This window comes from Aminobacter sp. HY435 (assembly GCF_027568395.1).
In the GTDB taxonomy this organism is placed as follows: domain Bacteria; phylum Pseudomonadota; class Alphaproteobacteria; order Rhizobiales; family Rhizobiaceae; genus Aminobacter.
The window spans coordinates 147,270-167,591 of sequence record NZ_JANKZL010000005.1 but is presented as its reverse complement, the minus strand read 5'-3'; the positions used below and the strand labels follow the sequence as shown (position 1 = coordinate 167,591).

Annotated in this window: 18 protein-coding genes; 12 read left to right on the top strand and 6 right to left on the bottom strand. The window is 64.2% G+C overall.

The genetic code is table 11. The annotated features are described in order from the left end of the window. The first annotated feature begins 757 nt into the window (after positions 1–757). The 7 genes from dnaA (at position 758) to PCJ21_RS07995 (ending at position 7,767) form a co-directional block, all read left to right on the top strand. Positions 758–2,290 carry a chromosomal replication initiator protein DnaA gene (dnaA, locus tag PCJ21_RS08025; protein WP_269930871.1) on the top strand — a complete coding sequence of 511 codons (1,533 nt, stop codon included), beginning with the start codon at positions 758–760 and terminating at the stop codon, positions 2,288–2,290. 200 nt (positions 2,291–2,490) lie between these two features. After that, positions 2,491–3,609: a DNA polymerase III subunit beta gene (gene dnaN, locus PCJ21_RS08020; protein WP_269930870.1), complete on the top strand. Its 1,119-nt coding sequence runs from the start codon at positions 2,491–2,493 to the stop codon at positions 3,607–3,609. Positions 3,610–3,622: 13 nt separating this feature from the next. Beyond that, positions 3,623–4,810 (top strand): DNA replication/repair protein RecF, encoded by a 1,188-nt coding sequence (gene recF / locus PCJ21_RS08015; RefSeq protein WP_269930869.1) that lies wholly within the window; start codon positions 3,623–3,625, stop codon positions 4,808–4,810. A gap of 55 nt (positions 4,811–4,865) precedes the next feature. Beyond that, positions 4,866–5,624, top strand: coding sequence for a molybdopterin-synthase adenylyltransferase MoeB (locus PCJ21_RS08010; RefSeq protein ID WP_269930868.1), 759 nt, complete (start codon positions 4,866–4,868; stop codon positions 5,622–5,624). Positions 5,625–5,627: 3 nt separating this feature from the next. Continuing rightward, positions 5,628–6,107 (top strand): GNAT family N-acetyltransferase, encoded by a 480-nt coding sequence (locus PCJ21_RS08005; protein WP_269930867.1) that lies wholly within the window; start codon positions 5,628–5,630, stop codon positions 6,105–6,107. Beyond that, positions 6,104–7,357, top strand: a complete 1,254-nt coding sequence (locus PCJ21_RS08000) for an aconitase X catalytic domain-containing protein (RefSeq protein ID WP_269930866.1) — start codon at positions 6,104–6,106, stop codon at positions 7,355–7,357. Before PCJ21_RS08005 ends, PCJ21_RS08000 begins: the two co-directional genes overlap by 4 nt. Beyond that, complete coding sequence (locus PCJ21_RS07995) at positions 7,354–7,767, top strand: aconitase X swivel domain-containing protein (protein WP_269930865.1); 414 nt, start codon at positions 7,354–7,356, stop codon at positions 7,765–7,767. Before PCJ21_RS08000 ends, PCJ21_RS07995 begins: the two co-directional genes overlap by 4 nt. Before the next feature lie 311 nt (positions 7,768–8,078). Here the strand turns inward: PCJ21_RS07995 and PCJ21_RS07990 are convergent, their stop codons facing one another. After that, a complete protein-coding gene (locus PCJ21_RS07990) occupies positions 8,079–9,080 on the bottom strand; it encodes a 2-hydroxyacid dehydrogenase (protein WP_269930864.1) in 1,002 nt (333 codons plus the stop codon). A 173-nt stretch (positions 9,081–9,253) separates the two neighbouring features. Between PCJ21_RS07990 and PCJ21_RS07985 the strand changes: the two genes are divergently transcribed. Continuing rightward, positions 9,254–9,811 carry an SH3 domain-containing protein gene (locus PCJ21_RS07985; protein WP_269930863.1) on the top strand — a complete coding sequence of 186 codons (558 nt, stop codon included), beginning with the start codon at positions 9,254–9,256 and terminating at the stop codon, positions 9,809–9,811. A 140-nt stretch (positions 9,812–9,951) separates the two neighbouring features. Here PCJ21_RS07985 and irrA read toward each other — a convergent pair whose 3' ends face one another. Then, a complete protein-coding gene (gene irrA / locus PCJ21_RS07980) occupies positions 9,952–10,377 on the bottom strand; it encodes an iron response transcriptional regulator IrrA (protein ID WP_333474391.1) in 426 nt (141 codons plus the stop codon). A gap of 250 nt (positions 10,378–10,627) precedes the next feature. Between irrA and fabA the strand changes: the two genes are divergently transcribed. From fabA to PCJ21_RS07960, 4 genes are all read left to right on the top strand, one after another. Then, on the top strand, positions 10,628–11,146 hold the full coding sequence (gene fabA, locus PCJ21_RS07975) for a 3-hydroxyacyl-[acyl-carrier-protein] dehydratase FabA (protein WP_269930862.1): 519 nt from the start codon (positions 10,628–10,630) through the stop codon (positions 11,144–11,146). A gap of 30 nt (positions 11,147–11,176) precedes the next feature. Further along, positions 11,177–12,400, top strand: a complete 1,224-nt coding sequence (gene fabB, locus PCJ21_RS07970; protein ID WP_269930861.1) for a beta-ketoacyl-ACP synthase I — start codon at positions 11,177–11,179, stop codon at positions 12,398–12,400. 10 nt (positions 12,401–12,410) lie between these two features. Further along, entirely contained in the window at positions 12,411–13,223 is an 813-nt protein-coding gene (fabI, locus tag PCJ21_RS07965) for an enoyl-ACP reductase FabI (protein WP_269930860.1), read from the top strand. A 94-nt stretch (positions 13,224–13,317) separates the two neighbouring features. Further along, entirely contained in the window at positions 13,318–14,850 is a 1,533-nt protein-coding gene (locus PCJ21_RS07960; RefSeq protein ID WP_269930859.1) for a putative bifunctional diguanylate cyclase/phosphodiesterase, read from the top strand. A gap of 42 nt (positions 14,851–14,892) precedes the next feature. Here the strand turns inward: PCJ21_RS07960 and PCJ21_RS07955 are convergent, their stop codons facing one another. From PCJ21_RS07955 to corA, 4 genes are all read right to left on the bottom strand, one after another. After that, positions 14,893–15,906 (bottom strand): class I SAM-dependent methyltransferase, encoded by a 1,014-nt coding sequence (locus tag PCJ21_RS07955; protein WP_269930858.1) that lies wholly within the window; start codon positions 15,904–15,906, stop codon positions 14,893–14,895. 352 nt (positions 15,907–16,258) lie between these two features. After that, on the bottom strand, positions 16,259–18,406 hold the full coding sequence (pnp, locus tag PCJ21_RS07950) for a polyribonucleotide nucleotidyltransferase (RefSeq protein ID WP_269930857.1): 2,148 nt from the start codon (positions 18,404–18,406) through the stop codon (positions 16,259–16,261). A gap of 365 nt (positions 18,407–18,771) precedes the next feature. After that, positions 18,772–19,146 carry a 30S ribosomal protein S15 gene (rpsO, locus tag PCJ21_RS07945; RefSeq protein ID WP_269930856.1) on the bottom strand — a complete coding sequence of 125 codons (375 nt, stop codon included), beginning with the start codon at positions 19,144–19,146 and terminating at the stop codon, positions 18,772–18,774. A 46-nt stretch (positions 19,147–19,192) separates the two neighbouring features. Beyond that, on the bottom strand, positions 19,193–20,287 hold the full coding sequence (gene corA, locus PCJ21_RS07940) for a magnesium/cobalt transporter CorA (RefSeq protein WP_269930855.1): 1,095 nt from the start codon (positions 20,285–20,287) through the stop codon (positions 19,193–19,195). Positions 20,288–20,322: the final 35 nt, after the last annotated feature.

Sequence of the window (20,322 nt, the reverse complement as noted above, 5' to 3'; positions counted from 1 at the left end):
GGGCCGGAAAAGCCATCCCGAATGCCGTCCAAGCACACCGCGAGGGAGCAAGAATATTTGCCGGCATATTCGGCTATTCTGATAAGTACAACTGCAACAAGCAGCCTTATCCGCAGACTCACCGTGTCAGAAATTCCATAGCAATTTCATGAGCTTACACACGGTCATCCACAGGTTGTTCAAGTCTCCCGCGGGACTCGGGGGACAAGTAGGTGTCAAGCGGATTCTTTTAGAATTTTTTCCCGGCGGGCGCGGATTTTTTCGACTCCGCAAAAAGGGTTTGAATCACAAAGGCTTTAGCGCTGCGGGCGCGTTCCAAGGCAGGTGAATCCGGCGCGGAGCAAACCAGATTCACCAAAAACCCGTTAGACTCGCCCTTGCCCTGTCCACAGCGATTTTTGTAAGGTCTTTTCATCGAAGGACGGGCACAGAGCCCTCGGCCAAGCCACAAAAATCGGCGGCGTTTTCGGCGTGGAAGGATTCCGCGATCGGGAGAGGCGTGTCCACTTCGACAGGGCGTGTGGGGATAACACGGCATAACAGGTTTTGACGAACTGGCGCTTGCGCCAGACGGCTACGCTTTTGCCTGACGCTGTCGCCCCCAACAGCGCCACGGTTCCGGTCGCCCTCGCGGCGAGCCGGACGCAACGAGATTGGGGTGACGCCGGAAACGGCCTGCAGCCCGAATGAGCATTCCGAAGGACGCGCGGCGCGTCTTCATCGGATCACGAGTACCGAAGGTTAGGGATTGCAAAATATGCAAAGCGGCATCGAAAGCGAAGCAAAGGCGGGCTTTCTTTTTGGCGGCGATCTGATCGAGGGTAACGAGGCTGCCGCAGCGAGTGCGGCAGAGAAGATCTTCGACCGGGTCAAGACACAGCTCCAGGTGCGCCTGGGCAGCGAGGTCTTCTCCAGCTGGTTCGGCCGCATGAAGCTTGCGGAAGCTTCCAAGGGCGTCATCCGCCTTTCGGTGCCGACCGCCTTCCTGCGTTCCTGGATCAACAGCCACTATCTCGATCTGATCGCTGAATTGTGGCGTCAGGAAGAACCCGAGCTGATGAAGCTCGAAGTCATCATCCGCACGGCAACGCGGGTAGGCCGCCCGATCGTCGACAGCGACGTCGCCGGCGCCCGCAAGCCGGTGCGCCAGACGCAGACCGCGCTTGCCACCAGCACAGTGGCCGCCGGCCGCGTCGAGCGCCCTGCCCCCGTCCGCAACGGCGCGGCGGAGCCGGAGTTCAAGCAGAGCGTCCTCGGCTCGCCGCTCGACCCGCGCTACACGTTCCAGTCCTTCGTCGAAGGCCCGTCGAACCGCGTGGCGCTGGCTGCCGCGCGCGCCGTGGCGGAATCGAACTCGCGCTTCAACCCGCTGTTCCTCCATGCCACCGTCGGTCTCGGCAAGACGCACCTCCTGCAGGCGATCGCCGCCGAGTCGCTGCGCCAGAACCCGAAGTCGCGCGTCGTCTACCTGACCGCAGAATACTTCATGTGGCGCTTTGCAACCGCGATCCGCGACAACAACGCACTGACGCTCAAGGAACAGCTGCGCGACATCGATCTCCTGATCATCGACGACATGCAGTTCCTCCAGGGCAAGTCGATCCAGCACGAGTTCTGCCATCTCATCAACATGCTGCTCGACTCGGCCAAGCAGGTCGTCGTCGCCGCCGACCGTCCGCCGGCAGAGCTGGAATCGCTCGAACCGCGCGTCCGTTCGCGCCTCAATGGCGGCGTGGCACTGGAAATGTCGGCGCCGGACTTCGGCATGCGCTTTGGCATGCTCAAGATCCGCTACGCCGGCGCCAAGGCAGAGGACCCGAACCTCGCCATGGACGAGGAAGTGCTGGCGCACGTCGCCCGCACGGTGACGGGCAGCGGCCGCGAACTCGAAGGCGCGTTCAACCAGCTGGTCTTCCGCCAGTCGTTCGAGCCGCAGCTGTCGATCGAGCGCATCGACGAGATCCTCGGCCACATCTACCGGACGGGCGAGCCCAAGCGCGTCCGCATCGAAGACATCCAGCGCATCGTCGCGCGCCACTACAACGTGTCGAAGACGGAGCTCCTGTCGAACCGGCGCACACGCACCATCGTCAAGCCGCGCCAGATCGCGATGTATCTGTCGAAGGTGATGACGCCGCGTTCGCTGCCGGAAATCGGGCGGCGTTTCGGTGGCCGCGATCACACCACCGTGCTGCATGCCGTGCGCAAGATCGAAGACCTGTCGGGCGGCGACAACACACTGGCGCAGGAGTTGGAACTGCTGCGCAGGCTGATCAACGACCAGGCCTGACGCTTTGCCGGCGCTGGCGACGCCCCAGCGCCCGCACTTATCCCCAGAACGCTCGCGCAAGCGCCTGCAATGGCCGCGCGGGCTTGCCTTTCCGGCCTTTTTACTGTCAGACTCGGCGCAATTCCGATCGTGTTGCGGGCTTTCCCGGGCGCATTCGAGCCCGTGAGCCCGCATCTTCAAATAAGCGAGCCTGTTTCGTCATGCGTGTTATCCTGGAACGCTCCAATCTTCTGAAGTCGCTAAACCACGTGCACCGCGTGGTGGAACGGCGGAACACGATCCCGATCCTTTCGAACGTTCTGCTGCAGGCAGACGGCGCAAGTCTCGAACTCAAGGCAACCGACCTCGACCTCGAGATTTCGGAAGCGACGCCGGCCAGCGTCGAGCGTGCTGGCGCGACGACCGTGCCTGCCCATCTGCTCTACGACATCGTCCGCAAGCTGCCCGAAGGCGCAGAGGTGATGCTGAAGACCGACGACGACGGCAACGCCATGTCGGTCATTTCGGGCCGCTCGAGCTTCCGCCTGCAGTGCTTGCCGCAGTCGGATTTCCCCGAGCTTTCCGCCGGCACCTTCTCGCACATCTTCAGGCTCGACGCGCAGGCCCTTAAAGGCCTGATCGACAAGACCCAGTTCGCCATCTCGACCGAAGAGACGCGCTACTATCTCAACGGTATCTTCCTGCACACGCTGGAAAGCGCCGGCAAGCTGATGCTGCGTGCTGTCGCAACCGATGGCCACCGCCTGGCGCGCGCCGAAGTCGAGGCGCCGGCCGGCTCCGAAGGCATGCCGGGCATCATCATCCCGCGCAAGACGGTCAGCGAATTGCAGAAGCTGATGGACACGCCGGACGTCGCTGTGACCACCGAGCTTTCCGACACCAAGATTCGCCTGACCATCGGCGGCGTCATCCTGACGTCGAAGCTGATCGACGGCACCTTCCCCGACTATCAGCGCGTCATCCCGAGCGGCAACGACAAGAAACTGGTCATCGACCGCCAGAGCTTCGCTGCGGCAGTCGACCGCGTGTCGACGATCTCGTCGGAGCGCGGCCGCGCGGTCAAGCTGTCGATTGCCGACGGCCAGGTGACGCTTGCCGTCAACAACCCCGATTCGGGCAGCGCCATTGAGGAGATTGCGGCCGACTATTCGTCGGACCCGATCGAGATCGGCTTCAACGCCAAGTACCTGCTCGATGTCACGGCCCAACTGAAGGGCAGCGAAGCGCGCTTCATGCTGGCCGACGCCGGCTCCCCCACGCTCATCCACGACACAGCCGACGAGAACGCTCTCTACGTGCTGATGCCGATGCGCGTGTAGCGCCAGGACGGCCGTGCAAGACCAGACCCCAGAGGGCGAGCGGAAACGCACGCCCTCGACGCATATCAGCACGCTCAAGCTGACCGACTTCCGCAACTATGGCTCGCTTTCGCTCGACCTCAGGCCGGGCGCGGTGGTGTTCACCGGCGAGAACGGCGCGGGCAAGACCAATCTCCTCGAAGCGATCTCGTTCCTGACACCGGGACGCGGCCTGCGCCGCGCGCCCTACCCCGATGTCGCCCGCGAGGGGAGCAACGGCGCCTTTGCCGTGCACGCCACGATCGAAGGTCCGTTCGGCGACGCCGAGATTGGCACCGGCACGGCGCCCGAGGCTGCTGGAGAAGCCGGCCGCCGTGTGCGCATCAATGGCGCCAACGCCAAATCCGCCGACGACATGCTCGAATGGCTGCGCGTGGTCTGGCTCACCCCTTCGATGGACGCCCTGTTCACCGGACCCGCAGGCGACCGCCGCCGTTTCCTCGACCGGATGGTGCTGGCCATCGACCCTGCGCACGGCCAGCGCGCGCTCGACTACGAAAAGGCGATGCGCGGGCGAAACCGGCTGCTCGGCGAAGACCGCCGCGACAGCGGCTGGTTCGACGCCATCGAGACCCAGATGGCCGAGACGGGAGCGGCAATCGCGGCAGCGCGGGTCGAAATGGTCCGCCTTCTCACCACGATGATCGGCCGCCTGCCCGAAACCGGGCCCTTTCCCCAGGCCGACCTGGCGCTCGCGGGAACGCTCGAAGAGAGTATCGGCGGCATGCCCGCAGTCGAACTCGAGGAGCGTTTCCGCCAGGCGCTGGCCAGAGGGCGCGAGCGCGACAGGGCGGCCGGCCGCACGCTGGAAGGTCCGCACCGGTCCGATCTGCTTGTGCGCCACCGGCCCAAATCCATGCCGGCCGAACTCTGTTCGACCGGCGAGCAGAAGGCGCTTTTGATCGGCATCGTCATCTCGCATGCCCGCCTGACCGGCGAGATGGCGGGGGCAGCCCCCATCCTGCTGCTCGACGAAATTGCCGCCCATCTCGACGCCGGTCGACGCGCCGCGCTGTTTGCGATTCTCGAAGAGCTGAACTGCCAGGCCTTCATGACAGGCACGGAAGCCAGCCTGTTTTCGAGCCTCGCCGGCAAGGCGCAGTTCCTGACCGTCGACCACGGCAGCGTGCACGCCACCGCCTTGCCAGACGGCGTGGACTGATAGATCGCGCCGCTATCCGCCTGACAAGCCGATTTCGCGGCGATATGGTTGCACCATGAACCAGGCAGCCCCGCTCTCCCCGGAAGAACTCGAACGCTACGCCAGGCATATCGTGCTGCCGGAGATCGGCGGGCCGGGCCAGCAAAAGCTCAAGCGGGCGCGGGTGCTGGTGATCGGTGCCGGCGGGCTGGGTGCGCCGGTGCTGGAATATCTTGCCGCCGCCGGTGTCGGCACGCTCGGCATCGTCGACGACGACCATGTTTCGCTGTCGAACTTGCAGCGCCAGGTCATCCACGCCACCGAATCGGTCGGACAGTCGAAGGCGGAGAGTGCAAAGGCTGCGATTGAACGCATCAACCCGCATGTGACTGTCGAACTGCACAAGACGCGCCTGACCACCGACAACGCGGCCGGGTTGATCTCAGCTTACGACCTGGTGATCGACGGCTCCGACAATTTCGAGACACGCTATGCGGTGGCGGATGCCGCCGCGGCGGTGAAGCGGCCGCTGGTGCATGCCGCCGTCGGGCGCTTCGACGGCTCGATCACCGTGCTCAAGCCGTTCGAGACGGGCGCCGACGGGCGCCGCAACCCGTCCTACCGCGACCTGTTCCCCGAACCGCCGCCGCCCGGACTCGTGCCGTCCTGCGCGGTGGCCGGGGTGCTCGGCGCGCTGACCGGCGTGATCGGCACGCTGCAGGCGATGGAGGCGATCAAGCTGATCACCGGCATCGGCGAGCCGCTCGTCGGCCGGCTCTTGCTCTACGATGCGCTCGGCGCGCGTTTCGACACCGTGCGCTACAAAGCCTCCTGAGCCATGCCGGAACCGACGATTTGCCGCCTGCCCGAGGACTTCGACCGCTGGGACGAGCTGCTTGCGCTCATCATGCGCTCCTTCGCCTACATGGACGGCGTCATCGAACCGCCTTCGTCGGCGCACCTTCTGTCCGCAGCCGCCTTGCGCGACAAGGCAAAGGTCGAGACCGGCTTCATCGCGACGTCCGGCGACCGCCTCGTCGGCTGCATCTTCGCGGCCGAACGCCCCGATGCATATTACGTCGGCAAGCTCGCCGTCGATGAAGGCATGCGTGGCCACGGCATCGCCAGAAGGCTGATGCAGGCGACGGAGCGCCATGCCGTCAGCCGTGGCAAGCCGGCGTTGGAACTGCAGAGCCGAGTCGAGCTGCACGCCAATCACTCGACCTTCGCCAGGCTGGGTTTCATAGAGGTCGAGCGTACGGCCCACCAGGGCTTCGACCGGCCGACCTCGATCACCTTCCGAAAGGTGCTGGCGTGAGCCTGGAGCTGACCGCCGAGGAACGTCGCATCGCCTCCGGCAGCGATGGCCGGGCAATGGCGATGCGCATCGCTGCCGACAGTGCTGCCCTGCTCGGCGCGCCAAGGCTGATCCCCATCGCCTCCGCCCATATCGACGGCGCGCTCTACCACGGCGATTCGGGCACGCTGTTTGCCGAACGGCTGGTGGACGGCGGCGCGCGGGTGGCGGTGCGCTCGACGCTCAATGTCGGCGCGCTCGATCTCACGGGCTGCTCGCGCGTGCGCCTGGAAGAGCCGCAACGCTCAATGGCGCGGCGGATGATGGAAGCCTACCGCAAGCTCGGCTGCGAACAGAGCTGGACCTGCGCCCCCTATCAGGCCGGCCACCGGCCGGCATTCGGCAGCGATGTCGCCTGGGGCGAATCGAACGCAGTCGTGTTCTGCAACTCGGTGCTCGGCGCCCGCACCAACCGTTATGGTGACTTTCTCGACATCGCCTGTGCGATCTCAGGCCGTGCACCCGACCACGGCCTGCACCTCGAGGCGAATCGCCGGGCGACTTTGGTGTTCGACGTCTCCGCTTTGCCTCCTGCTTTCCTCGCTTCCGAAATCGCCTGGCCGGTCTTGGGCAGCCTCTATGGCCGCGAGGTCGGCAACGCCATCGGCGTGGTCACAGGCGTCGTGCAAATGCCCGGCGAGGACGCACTGAAGGCCTTCGGCGCGGCCGCTGCATCGTCGGGCGCCGTCGGCCTTTTCCACATCGCCGGCGTGACCCCGGAAGCGCCCGATCTCGCCACGGCGCTGGGCGGCCTCGAAGGCGAAACGACGATTGCGGTGACGCCCGAAATGGTGGCTGCGGCCCAGGCCCGGCTGTCAACCGCTGAACGCACCGACAGCATCGACGCCGTCGCCATCGGCAGCCCGCATCTGTCGCTGGCCGAGTTCGACGCGCTGGAGCAGCTACTGGCGGGCCGGCGGCTTGCCGTCCCCATTCACGCCTGCACCGGCAGGCATGTCGTGACCGAGCTCGACAAGGCCGGCCGACGCAAGGCGCTCGAGGCGCTGGGCGTCGTCATTGTCGCCGACACCTGCGTGGTCGTGACGCCGATCCTGCCGGACCGGTCAGGCGGCGTGTTGATGACCAATTCGGGCAAGTTCGCGCACTACGCGCCGGGAAACACCGGCTATGGCGTGCTCTACGGCTCGCTCGCCGACTGTGTCGAGAGTGCTGTCACCGGGCGTCCTGTATTCGCGAGGCTCGGCTCGTGAGCGCGCGGGGCGAGATCCTCGTTCCGGGCAAGCCCGGCGAAGGCCCGGCACTGGTGCTGTCGGCGCCGATCAGTTTCTGGGGCGGCGTCGATCCGAAATCCGGGCGCATCGCCGACGTGCGCCATCCCCAATGCGGGCAATCCATTGCTGGCAAGGTGCTGTTCCTGCCCGGTACCATCGGCTCGTCCTCGGCGTCGGCCGTGCTGATGGAGCTTGTGCATGCCGGGCACGCGCCGGCGGCGCTTGTGCTGCGCGAGCCTGACGCGATTCTTTTGCTCGGACTGATCGTTGCGCGCGAAATGGGCTGGGAGACGCCGGTGGCGGTGAAGCTGCCGCGGGAAGCGTTCGGGGCTTTTGAGGGGTGGCAGGTGCGGGTTGGTGCTGATGGGGCGATCAGCGTTTCCAATTGAAGCGGGCGGCTGGACCGTGCGTCCTTCGAGGCTCGCCCGCCAACCCATGGCGCCAACCACGCAAAGTGGATGAGGGCTCGCACCTCAGGATGAGGACGTCGGAGCACTGCGCATTACATTCTGGACCCGTCAATGCACTCAGCGCCGGGTTGGCCCGTCGGAGCACTGCGCGCCATGTTCTGGACGGTCGGGGGCACTGCGCGCCACGTTCTGGAACACCGAGGCGGCAAGCTGAAAAGCGCCGACAGTCCTCATCCTGAGGTGCTTAGGGCGAGCCTCGAAGGACGCAGCGACCAGCGTTCGGCGCCCCCTCATGTCCTCAGCGGCAGGACGCGGTCCGGCGGGCGGTGCCCGTCGACATGTGCGCGAATGTTGATGATGACCTTCTCGCCCATGTCGATGCGGCCCTCGATGGTCGCCGAGCCCATATGCGGCATCAGCACCACCTTGCCCTTGGCGGCGAGCTTGAGCAGCTTGTGGTTGACCGCCGGCTCATGCTCGAAAACGTCGAGCGCGGCGCCCGCCAGCTTGCCGTCCTGCAACATCTTGACCAGCGCATCCTCGTCGATGATGTCGCCCCGGGCGATGTTGACGAGGTAGGCGGTCGGCTGCATGAGCGCCAGCCTGCGCCCCGACAGCAGATGGAACGTCGCCGGCGTCGAGGGGCAGTTGATCGAGATGATGTCCATCCGGGCAAGCATCTGGTCGAGGCTCTCCCAATAGGTCGCCTCCAGTTCGTCTTCGACCGACTGCAGCACGCGGTGGCGGTTGTGATAGTGGATCGACAGGCCGAAGGCCTTGGCGCGGCGGGCGACCGCGGTGCCGATCCGGCCCATGCCGACGATGCCGAGGCGCTTGCCGCCGAGACGGCGTCCGAGCATCCAGGTCGGCGACCAGCCGGCCCATTTCTTGTCGCTCGTCAGCACGTTGGCGCCCTCGGTGAGGCGGCGTGGCACGGCCAGCATCAACGCCATCGCCATGTCGGCGGTGTCTTCGGTCAGCACATTGGGCGTATTGGTCACGGTGATGCCGCGCTTCGACGCAGCCGCGACGTCGATCTTGTCGACGCCATTGCCGAAATTGGCGATCAGCTTGAGATTCGGGCCGGCCTGTTCGATAAGCGCGGCATCGATCGTGTCGGTGACGGTGGGCACCAGGACGTCGGCTTCCTTGACCGCAGCAACCAGTTCCGGCTGGGTCATCGGCTTGTCATCGACATTGAGCCGCGCGTCGAACAGTTCGCGCATGCGCGTTTCGACCGGATCCGGCAGCTTGCGCGTGATGACGACGAGAGGCTTTTTTCGGCCGGTCATTCTTTCCTCGACGAAGATCCCATTGAGACCTCTTTAACCAAGACCGGCGAAACTGGGAACCGATCGATGGGTGGTAATCTGTGTAACAAGCAGTGCCGCCGAAGACAAAGAAAAAGGGGCGCCTTTCGAAGCCGCAAGGCACGAAGCGCCAAGTTCAAGCAGAGGTTACGGAAGTGTCTGGTTTCGCGTCGCTCCGCCTGGCCGTCAGCGCAGCCCTGATCGGCCTGGCATTGGTATCGCCACATGCCGGCATTGTCGGTCCGGCGGTCGCTGCCCAGGTCGGCACCGTCGGTCCGAGCGGATTGCCGCTGCCGCGATTTGTCAGCCTCAAGGCGGGCAAGGTCAATTCACGCATCGGCCCGGGCGTCAACTATCCCGTCGACTGGCTCTACCTGAAGCCGGGCCTGCCGATGGAGATCATCCAGGAATATGACAACTGGCGCCGCGTGCGCGATGCCGACGGCGCCGAGGGCTGGATCAACCAGTCGCTGCTTTCGGGCCACCGCACCGCGATCGCCGCTCCGTGGCAGCGCGGCAAGCCGGCCAAGATCAACATCCTTGCCGATCCCGAAGCCGGCGCGCGCACCGTCGCCATCGTCGAACCGGGCGTCATCGGCTCGATCAAGCGCTGCAACGGCGAATGGTGCGAGATGAGCTTTGCCGGAACCAGCGGCTGGGTCAGCCAGTCGCAGCTCTGGGGCGCCTATCCCGGCGAAAGCGTCGAGAACTGATGCTCCGGCACCGGCGACCGGGCGCCACTTGCCCGGTTGCTCGCTGCAAAAAAGCAAAACCGACCCTGCAAACAAGCAAAAGCCCCGGACGCCTGGCGCCGGGGCTCACAACTCCGAAAGACCGGACGCGGCCTGAACGGTCACACGGCGCGTTTCGGCCGTAGCCGCACCACGATGTCGACGTTGCAAATCTCCATCCCTTCCGGCGGTTCCGGAAGATTGGCGACCGTCACCGCGCTCGACTCGATGTCGAACACCCGGTTCTCGCCCTCGACGTAGAAGTGATGGTGATCGGATGTGTTGGTGTCGAAATAGGTCTTCGCACCTTCGACGGCCAGGATGCGCAGCAAACCCGCTTCGGTGAACTGATGCAGCGCATTGTAGACGGTCGCAAGCGAAACCGGCACGCCGGCGCCAAGCGCCTCCTCGTGCAGCTCTTCAGCGGACAAATGGCGGTCGCCCTTCGCGAACAGCAGTTCGGCCAATGCGACGCGCTGGCGCGTTGGTCTAAGCCCTGCATCGCGGACTCGCATTTCCACAGCAATGGTTGCCTTGCGGGAGTCCAATTGATTGCCTCGCAGAAGTTCGCCTTCGCCCCACTTTAGCCCGCCGGATGCGCCAAAGACGGGAAATGCCGCCGGCAAGCTACTTCGACATATATTCTGTCGCTCAAATGCGATCAATAGCGCGCATTGACCCAAAGGGATGGTCGCGTTATGCGCAAAACGCCGGTTTCCGGCACAAGACAGTCTGTGCTAGTGAGAGCACACAACAAGGGCGAGCCGTCGTCCTAAGCTTTGACGGGGAAGATTGTTCATGGCCGATCAGAAATCCAGCTACAGCTACGAAGAACTGCTGGCGTGCGCCCGCGGCGAGCTGTTCGGACCCGGCAATGCCCAGCTTCCCGCCCCGCCGATGCTGATGTTCGACCGCATCACGGAGATCAGCGAGACCGGCGGCGAGTTCGACAAGGGCTATGCCCGCGCTGAATTCGACATCAAGCCGGACCTCTGGTTCTTCCCCTGCCACTTCATCGGCAACCCGATCATGCCGGGCTGTCTCGGCCTCGACGCAATGTGGCAGCTGACCGGCTTCTACCTCGGCTGGCTCGGCGAGCAGGGCAAGGGCATGGCGCTTTCCACCGGTGAGGTGAAGTTCAAGGGCATGGTCACGCCTTCGGTCAAGAAGGTCGAATACGGCATCGACTTCAAGCGCGTGATGCGCGGCCGCCTGGTCCTGGGCATCGCCGACGGCTGGTTGAAGGCCGACGGCGAAACTATCTACAAGGCCACCGACCTCAAGGTCGGCCTCGCAAAGCAGGAAGCCGCGGCCTAAGGCTGCCGGACATTCTGAAAGGAAATCTGAATGAGACGGGTCGTCGTAACTGGCCTTGGAATCGTGTCGTCCATCGGCAACAACGCTTCCGAAGTTCAAGCCTCGCTGCGTGACGCCAAGTCGGGCATCAGCTTCTCCGAGTCCTTCGCCGAGCACGGCTTCAAGTGCCAGGTCTGGGGTGCTCCAAATCTCGACACGACGGAACTCGTCGACCGTCGCGCCGCGCGCTTCCTGTCGCAGGGCGGCATGTGGAACCACGTCGCGATGAAGCAGGCGATCGCCGACAGCGGTCTCGAAGAGAGCGACATCTCGGGCAACGAACGCACCGGCATCATCATGGGCTCGGGCGGTCCGTCGACCCGCACTATCGTCGAAGCCGCCGAAATCACGCTGAAGAACAACAGCCCCAAGCGCATCGGGCCGTTCGCGGTGCCGAAGGCGATGTCGTCGACCGCATCGGCCACGCTCGCCACCTGGTTCAAGATCCACGGCGTCAACTACTCGATCTCGTCGGCCTGCTCGACCTCGGCGCACTGCATCGGCAATGCGGCGGAAATGATCCAGTGGGGCAAGCAGGACATCATGTTCGCCGGCGGCCACGAGGACCTCGACTGGACGATGTCGAACCTGTTCGACGCGATGGGCGCGATGTCGTCCAAGTACAATGACCGAGCTTCGGTCGCTTCGCGCGCCTACGACCTCAACCGCGACGGCTTCGTCATCGCCGGCGGCGCGGGCGTACTGGTGCTGGAAGAGCTCGAGCATGCCAAGGCGCGCGGCGCCAAGATCTATTGCGAGCTCGTCGGCTACGGCGCGACCTCTGATGGCTACGACATGGTCGCCCCGTCGGGCGAAGGCGCGATGCGCTGCATGCGCCAGGCGCTTTCGACGGTGAAGGGACCGGTCGACTACGTCAACACCCACGGCACCTCGACGCCGGTGGGCGATTCGAAGGAAATGGGAGCGATCCGCGAAGTGTTTGCCGGCAACCTGCCGAACATCACCTCGACCAAGTCGCTAACCGGCCACTCGCTGGGCGCCGCGGGCGTGCAGGAATCGATCTACTCGATCCTGATGATGCAGGGCGGCTTCATCGGCGAGAGCGCGCATATCGAAGAGCTCGATCCCGAATTCGAAGGCATGCCGATCGTGCGCAAGCGCATCGACAACGCCAAGATCGATACCGTTCTTTCCAATTCGTTCGGTTTCGGCGGCACCAATGCAACTCTCGTTTTCCAGCGCCTCACCGCATAGGGACACCGACATGGACGGACTGATGAAGGGCAAGCGCGGCCTGGTGATGGGCGTTGCCAACGACCATTCGATTGCCTGGGGCATTGCCCAGAAGCTCGCCGAGCATGGCGCGGAACTGGCCTTCACCTATCAGGGCGAGGCTTTCGGCCGCCGCGTGAAGCCGCTGGCCGAAAAGCTCGGCGCCTCGATCCTCGTGCCTTGCGATGTCGAAGACAGCGCCTCGGTTGCCGCCACCTTCGAGACACTCAAGGAAAAGTGGGGCGGCATCGACTTCCTCGTCCACGCCATCGGCTTTTCCGACAAGAACGAGCTGAAGGGCCTGTATGCGGACACCACGCGCGAGAACTTCGTGCGCACCATGGTGATCTCGTGCTTCTCGTTCACCGAGGTCGCCAAGCACGCCGCCGCGCTGATGAACGAGGGCGGTTCGATGATCACGCTGACCTATGCGGGGTCGGTTCGCGTCATGCCGAACTACAACGTCATGGGCGTCGCCAAGGCCGGCCTCGAGGCCAGCGTGCGCTACCTCGCCAACGACTACGGCCCGCGCGGCATCCGCGTGAACGGCATCTCGGCCGGTCCGGTGCGGACCCTGGCCGGTGCCGGTATCTCCGACGCCCGTCACATGTTCTCCTACCAGCAGCGCAACTCGCCGCTCCGGCGCACCGTTTCGCTGGAAGAGGTCGGCGGCTCGGCGCTCTACCTGCTCTCCGACCTGTCGTCGGGCGTCACGGGCGAGATCCACTATGTCGATTCCGGCTACCACATTGTCTCCATGCCGACGCTGGAAGAGCTGAAGCAGATGGACAACGGCCGCGACTGACAATCTGGACGGCGGCTAAAATTGTAGACAATCGTCACAGGCGATCTTAACGAGCGAATTGGTAGGAATGCCTCGCAAGTTAGGAAGCCACTGCATGTCCGCCGTCCGCAACCCCAACAGAAGCCCGCTTTTCCGCCTCGTCACCATCGCCAGTGCTGGGCTCGGCAGTTTCGTGATCGGGCTGTGGGGGCTGAAATGGACCCTCGGCAACCAGGTCGTCGGCATGCCCACGGAGGTTGCAGGCGCGGTCATTGCGGCACTTTGCGCCCTTGCCGCCTCGATCGCCGCGATGTCGTTCTTCGCCGGCGTCGATGAATCGGCCGAGTTCGTTTTCAAGGAAACCAATTTCGACAAGCTGACGGGACTGCTGGCGCGGCCGGCGATGGTCGGCAAGATCGCCGAAGCAGCGTGCGCAACCGGCCGTAGCGGCAAGCCGATCTTCCTCATCGACGTCGACATCGACCGCTTCAAGCAGATCAACGACGCCATCGGCTATTGCCAGGGAGACGCCTTGATCCGCGCCTTCACGGCGCGGCTGACCGCGGCCCTGCCCAAGGGCGTCGTGATGGGGCGCATCGGCGCTGGCGAATTCGCGATCCTCTATCCCGACCAGTTGATGGATGGCGCGCTTGAGGCGCTGGTCGACCGGCTGATCGAAGATCTCATGCGCCCCTACCCGCTGCCGTCGCACGTGCAGTCGGTCAACGTCTCGGTTGGCGTCGTCGCCATGCCCAAGGATGGCAACGATCCCGTGGCGCTGCTGCGCCGGTCCAATCTCGCCCTGCAGAGCGCCCGCGCCGGCGGCATCGGCAACTGGGCCGTGTTCCACCCCGACATGGGCAAGGTCGCCGACCACCGCCAGTGGGTGGAATCGGAACTGCATGTCGCCTTCGAACGCGGCGACTTCGACCTGCACTACCAGCCGCAGCTCGACCTGATGTCGGGCAACGTCGTCGGCTACGAGGCCCTGATCCGCTGGCGGCATCCCGAGCGTGGGATGATCCCGCCGATCGAGTTCATTTCGGTGGCCGAAGAGACCGGCATGATCGCGCCGATCGGCGACTGGGTGCTGCGCAAGGCCTGCACCGACGCCCGGCACCTGCCGGACGATTGCTTCGTTGCCGTCAACATCTCGCCGGTGCAGTTCATGACCCGCGATTTCGTCGGCAACGTCGCCAGGATCATCCAGGATACCGGCATCGACCCCAAGCGTCTCGAACTCGAATTGACGGAATCGGCGATGATGCAGGATCGCGACCGTGCCGCCGAAATCCTCAAGCAACTGACGGCGATGGGTTTGTCGGTCGCAGTCGACGACTTCGGCACCGGCTACTCGAACCTTGCCTACCTGATCGACTTCTCGTTCCAGAAACTGAAGATCGACCGGTCTTTCGTCAGCCGCATGGAGACCGACAGCAACTCTGGCGCGGTGGTTTCGACGATTGTCGGCCTGTCCCGGGCGCTGGGCGTTCGCACCATCGCCGAAGGCGTCGAGACGGAGAACCAGGCGACCCTGCTGCGCGCGGCCGGTTGCCAGGTCGTGCAGGGCTACCTTTTCGGCCGCCCCGCCCCGCTTTCCCTGGACACCTTGCGCGCGCCTGCCCAGCAGGCGGCAGCCATCCATTGACACGGCTGGACGGCGGCCGCAGCCGCCCCGCCTTGCGTTGTCCTATCGCTGCGCGAACCAGACCCTGAAGCCGTCCTCGAGCGCGATTTCCCGCACCCATGAGAATGACGCCTCGAGCACCGGCTTGTAGGGCAGATGGCGGTTGGCCACCATGAACAGCCGGCCACCCGGCTTCAGCGCTGCCGCTGCCGCCTTGATCATGCGCTGGCCGATCTCGGGGTCGGCGTCGCGGTCCTGGTGGAACGGCGGATTCATCACCACCACGTCGTAGCGCCGCTCGACCGGCTCCTTGGTCAGGTCGCTCCAATGGAAGCCGGCTTCGACCGGTGAGCTGGGAACATTGAGTTTCGCGGCCTCGAGCGAGGCGAAATCCGCCTCGAACAGGTCGAGCACGGTGAGGCTCCTGGCACGCGCCGAAACCTCGGCTGCGACATATCCCCAGCCGGCGCAGAAGTCGGCGACCTTGCCCTTGATGTCCGACGGCAGGTGTTCGACCAGCAGCCGTGAGCCGGTGTCGACGCGTTCGTGGGAGAACATGCCAGGCGCGGTCCGGAAACGGCCTTCAACCAGCATCTCCGGATTGTCGGCGCGCAGCGTTGCAGCAGCAGCATCAGCCTGGGCGCCGCGGCGGAACCAGAGCGCGGTGCCGTGAAACTTCGGCAGGTGGTCCTCGATCTCGACAAGGCCGCCGAGCCGCTTGCGCAGGCTGGCGATGCCATCGTCCTTGCCGCCGGCGACGACGACCAGCCCGCCCGGCACCACGCGCTCGATGGCTTCGGCGACCCGCAGCTCATTCAGGCCGCGATGCCGCCCGGCAAGCACCAGCGCCAGATCGTAGCCTTCGCCTTCGGCCTGAGCGCTGACATCATGTCCCGCCGCCGCCAAGGCCAGCACATAGGGGCGAAAGCCCTGGACGAGCGACAGTGATCCTTCAAAACCCTGCGGTTTCCGAAAACCCGGCTCGGCGCCCAGGAACAGCGTGCGCGTGCCCTTCTGCGGCATCGGCAGGATGTCGGCCTCAAAGGGATAGAACAGAGTTTTCAGGGCGTCGCGCATTGCGGATCCTAACAGTGCGTCCTTCGAGGCTCGCCCTTTGGGCGAGCACCTCAGGATGAGGACGGTCGGCACCATCGCCAACCAGAAATGTCGTGGCTTGATCAGTCTGTCATGGCGCAGCCACCCAGCGCCATTTACCCCATCTTGAGGTACGAGCGAAGCGTGCCCCTGGGCATGAGGACGGTCGGCGCCACTACCAACCGGAGAGGGCTTGATGGGCTGCCAGCTGCAGTCGCCGGACACCACCTACCTCATCCTGAGGTGCGAGCGAAGCGAGCCTCGAAGGACGCACTCAAAACAAAAGCGGGCGCGACCTTCCGGCGCGCCCGCTTCATATCAGGATGTCAGCCTATCAGGCTGCGGTTTCTTCGCCTTCAGCCTTCTTTTCCTTGGCAATTTCCTTGCCGGTGGCCTGGTCGACGACCTTCATCGACAGGCGGACCTTGCCGCGCTCGTCGAAGCCCATCAGCTTGACCCAGACCTTGTCGCCTTCCTTGACCACATCCGAGGTCTTGGCAACGCGGTCGTTGGCAAGCTGCGAGATGTGGACGAGGCCGTCGCGCGGACCGAAGAAGTTGACGAAGGCGCCGAAGTCAGCGGTCTTGACGACCGTGCCTTCGTAGATCTCGCCGACTTCCGGCTCGGCCACGATGGTGTGGATCCACTTCTTGGCCGCCTCGATCTCCTTGGCGTTCGACGAAGCGATCTTGACCGTGCCGTCGTCCTCGATGTTGATCTTGGCACCGGTCTTCTCGACGATCTCGCGGATGACCTTGCCGCCCGAACCGATGACTTCACGGATCTTGTCGGTCGGGATCTGCATCACTTCGATGCGCGGCGCGAACTCACCGAGTTCCTTGCGGCCTTCCGACAGAGCCTTGGCCATTTCACCGAGGATGTGCAGGCGACCGTCCTTGGCCTGGCCGAGGGCGATCTGCATGATCTCTTCGGTGATGCCGTCGATCTTGATGTCCATCTGCAGCGCGGTGATGCCGTTGGTCGTGCCGGCCACCTTGAAGTCCATGTCGCCGAGGTGATCCTCGTCGCCCAGGATGTCGGAGAGAACTGCGAAACGCTCGCCTTCCTTGATCAGGCCCATGGCGATGCCGGCAACCGGCTTCTGCAGCGGAACGCCCGCATCCATCAGCGCCAGCGAGGTGCCGCAGACGGTAGCCATCGACGACGAGCCGTTCGACTCGGTGATCTCCGAGACGACGCGCAGCGTGTAGGGGAACTGCTCGGCAGCCGGCAGCATCGGGCGCACTGCGCGCCAGGCCAGCTTGCCGTGGCCGATTTCGCGACGGCCGGGCGAACCCATGCGGCCGGTCTCGCCGACCGAGTAGGGCGGGAAGTTGTAGTGAAGGAGGAACTTCTCCTTGTACATGCCCGTCAGGGCGTCGACGTACTGCTCGTCTTCACCGGTGCCGAGCGTGGCAACGACCAGCGCCTGGGTCTCGCCGCGGGTGAACAGCGACGAACCGTGGGTGCGCGGCAGGACGCCGACTTCGGAGACGATCTGGCGAACGGTCGAGAGATCGCGACCGTCGATGCGCGAGCTGGTGTCGAGGATGTTCCAGCGCACGATCTTGGCCTGGAGTTCCTTGAACACGGCGGCGACCTTGTCGGCCGACCACTTCGGAGTTTCGTCGCCCTCGGCGGCAAACGCTGCCTTGACCTTGGCCTTGACCGCGTCGACAGCCGCATAGCGGGCCTGCTTGTCGATGTTCTTGTAGGCGTCGCGCAGTTCGCCTTCGACGATCTTGAGCATCTCTGCTTCAAGCTCGGAGTAGTCCGGCGCGGTGAAGTCGCGCGGGTCCTTGGCGGCCACTTCAGCCAGCTTGATGATGGCGTCGATGACGGGCTGGAAGCCCTTGTGGCCGAACATGACGGCGCCGAGCATGACGTCTTCCGGCAGCTCCTGGGCTTCCGACTCGACCATCAGGACGGCTTCGCCCGTACCAGCGACGACCAGATCGAGCTTCGATTCCGGCATCACGTCGATGTGCGGGTTGAGCACGTATTCGCCGTTGATGTAGCCGACGCGCGCGCCGCCGATCGGGCCCATGAAGGGCACGCCCGAAAGCGTGAGCGCTGCCGAGGTGGCGACGATCGACAGGATGTCCGGATCGTTCTCAAGGTCGTGCTGGACGACAGTGATGACGACCTGGGTGTCGTTCTTGTAGCCAGCTGCAAACAGCGGGCGGATCGGGCGGTCGATCAGGCGGGAGACCAGCGTCTCCTTCTCGCTCGGACGGCCTTCACGCTTGAAGTAGCCGCCGGGGATCTTGCCGGCTGCGTAGGTCTTTTCCTGGTAGTTGACGGTCAGCGGGAAGAAATCGAAGCCCGGCTTCGGCTCCTTGGCCGAGACGACGGTGGCGAGAACGACGGTCTCGCCATAGGTGGCGAGCACGGCGGCGTCGGCCTGACGCGCGATCTTGCCGGTCTCGAGGATGAGCGGACGGCCGGCCCATTCGATTTCAACTTTGTGGTAATTGAACATGTTCTGTCCTTCGTGGCGGGAATGGCCAACGCCGCATTCCGGCGCGCCAAATTCCCTGGCTTGTTCGGCGCGCTGTTTGAGGAACCAATCGGCTTCCCGAACGCGCCTGGGCTTCGTTTTGGCCAGCCACGGGCAAGACAACAGGAAGTTCGGCGGTATGTGGGCCGCGAAGGCGGCTGGCCGAACGTCGTGCAATCCTGCCCCATGACCGTCCATGGGTGGTTCGGGCGCTTCCCTGTGGCGCTCCGGACCCTTTTTCAGCACGACCACACAATGTGGCGGGATCGGGCTAATGGACCATCGAACAGGATGGCCCGAATGCGCAACCGGCGGACTCTCGCAGGGAGAGCCCGCCGGTCAATTCATCAGCGGCGCAGACCGAGCTTCTCGATCAGCGTCTGATAACGTGCGTCGTCCTTGCGCTTGAGGTAGTCAAGCAGCGAGCGACGCTGGGAAACGAGCGCCAGAAGGCCACGACGGGAGTGGTTGTCCTTCTTGTGGTCCTTGAAGTGCTCGGTCAGGTTCTTGATGCGCTCGGAAAGGATTGCAACCTGGACTTCCGGCGAACCGGTGTCGCCCTTGGCGGTTGCGAATTCAGTCATAAGTTCCGACTTGCGCTCGGCAGTGATCGACATCGTGTTTTTCCTTTCGATCTTGAGGAAACGGGACGCCCACGGCCGGGATGTCGTCCAGCTGGGGCCAGTGAACAAAACGCACAAAAGCGCAATGTTGCGGCGCATATAGTGGAATTTGGCGGCAAATGCCAGCTATTTCGCAAGCCGGCTCTCAGAGCCATTTCTTCCAATGGAAAAATGCCACCAGCGAGACAGCGACCACGGCCATGAAACCGAGTGCCGCCGGATAGCCGTAGGGTGCCAGCAGTTCCGGCATGTTCCATGGCGAGACGCTGGGATCGAAATTCATGCCCCATATGCCCGCCAGGAAGGTCAACGGAATGAAGATCGCCGAGACGATGGTGAGCACGCCGACGATCTCGTTGGTGCGCGCCTGCGACAGCGACAGCTGCACCTCGATCAGGCCGATCATCGTGTCGCGCTGGGACTCGACACTCTCCGAAAGCCGGATCGCATGGTCGAGCGTGTCGTTGAAATAGATCTTGGTCCCGGCGGTGATGAACGGCGCATCGGACCGGGTCAATGTCAGAAGCGCATCGCGCAGCGGCCACAGCGTGCGCTTGAGCACGTTGGTAGAGCGGCGCATCATGTGCAACTGGCTGATCTGCTGCTTGTGAGGCTGCTCCAGCAGATCGTTTTCGATCTCGTCCACCTTGTCGGCGGTCGCGTCGACGATCGGGAAGTAGCTGTCGACCACGGCGTCGATCAGCGCATAGGCAAGATAGTCGGCCTTGCGGTGGCGCAGGCGGCTCGGATTGGAGGTGCGGATGCGCTGCCTGACCGGCTCGAACGGATCGCCTTCGCGCTCCTGGAAGGTGACGACGAAGTTCTCGCCGAAGAAGAACGAAATCTGTTCGTAGCGGCCGGCCTTGGCGTCGTCGATCATGCTGAGGACGAAGAAGGCGTGATCGTCGAAGAAATCGGCCTTGGGGCGCTGGCCGGTGTTGACGACATCCTCAAGCGCCAGCGTGTGCAGGCCGAAGATGCGACCGATCTCCTCGATCAGGCCGACATTGGCGAGACCGACGCAATCGAGCCAGATCAATGGCCACTTCTCGCAAGCGGCTGACACATCGTCGAGGCTGGCATTGTTGATGAATTCGCAGGCTTCGGGCGAAATCAACGTCAGGTTGAGCGCCGACTGCCTGGCGGCAGGATCGGCGATCAAGGTTCCTGGCGAGGCCCCGACCGGGGCCCGCCGCACGTGTCGTTGCGGGCGCAGTGCTATCGTCTCAGCCTCGGCCATCGCGTTTCATCCGCGGAATCATCTTGGACGATCCA

What these genes read in the sequence shown, in the direction of transcription:
- dnaA (WP_269930871.1), top strand. Translation starts at nt 758, where the DNA reads ATGCAAAGCGGCATCGAAAGCGAAGCAAAGGCGGGCTTTCTTTTTGGC.
- dnaN (WP_269930870.1), top strand. Translation starts at nt 2,491, where the DNA reads ATGCGTGTTATCCTGGAACGCTCCAATCTTCTGAAGTCGCTAAACCAC.
- PCJ21_RS08010 (WP_269930868.1), top strand. Translation starts at nt 4,866, where the DNA reads ATGAACCAGGCAGCCCCGCTCTCCCCGGAAGAACTCGAACGCTACGCC.
- PCJ21_RS08005 (WP_269930867.1), top strand. Translation starts at nt 5,628, where the DNA reads ATGCCGGAACCGACGATTTGCCGCCTGCCCGAGGACTTCGACCGCTGG.
- PCJ21_RS07990 (WP_269930864.1), bottom strand. Translation starts at nt 9,080, where the DNA reads ATGACCGGCCGAAAAAAGCCTCTCGTCGTCATCACGCGCAAGCTGCCG.
- fabA (WP_269930862.1), top strand. Translation starts at nt 10,628, where the DNA reads ATGGCCGATCAGAAATCCAGCTACAGCTACGAAGAACTGCTGGCGTGC.
- fabB (WP_269930861.1), top strand. Translation starts at nt 11,177, where the DNA reads ATGAGACGGGTCGTCGTAACTGGCCTTGGAATCGTGTCGTCCATCGGC.
- fabI (WP_269930860.1), top strand. Translation starts at nt 12,411, where the DNA reads ATGGACGGACTGATGAAGGGCAAGCGCGGCCTGGTGATGGGCGTTGCC.
- PCJ21_RS07960 (WP_269930859.1), top strand. Translation starts at nt 13,318, where the DNA reads ATGTCCGCCGTCCGCAACCCCAACAGAAGCCCGCTTTTCCGCCTCGTC.
- PCJ21_RS07955 (WP_269930858.1), bottom strand. Translation starts at nt 15,906, where the DNA reads ATGCGCGACGCCCTGAAAACTCTGTTCTATCCCTTTGAGGCCGACATC.
- pnp (WP_269930857.1), bottom strand. Translation starts at nt 18,406, where the DNA reads ATGTTCAATTACCACAAAGTTGAAATCGAATGGGCCGGCCGTCCGCTC.
- rpsO (WP_269930856.1), bottom strand. Translation starts at nt 19,146, where the DNA reads ATGCGCCGCAACATTGCGCTTTTGTGCGTTTTGTTCACTGGCCCCAGC.
- corA (WP_269930855.1), bottom strand. Translation starts at nt 20,287, where the DNA reads ATGGCCGAGGCTGAGACGATAGCACTGCGCCCGCAACGACACGTGCGG.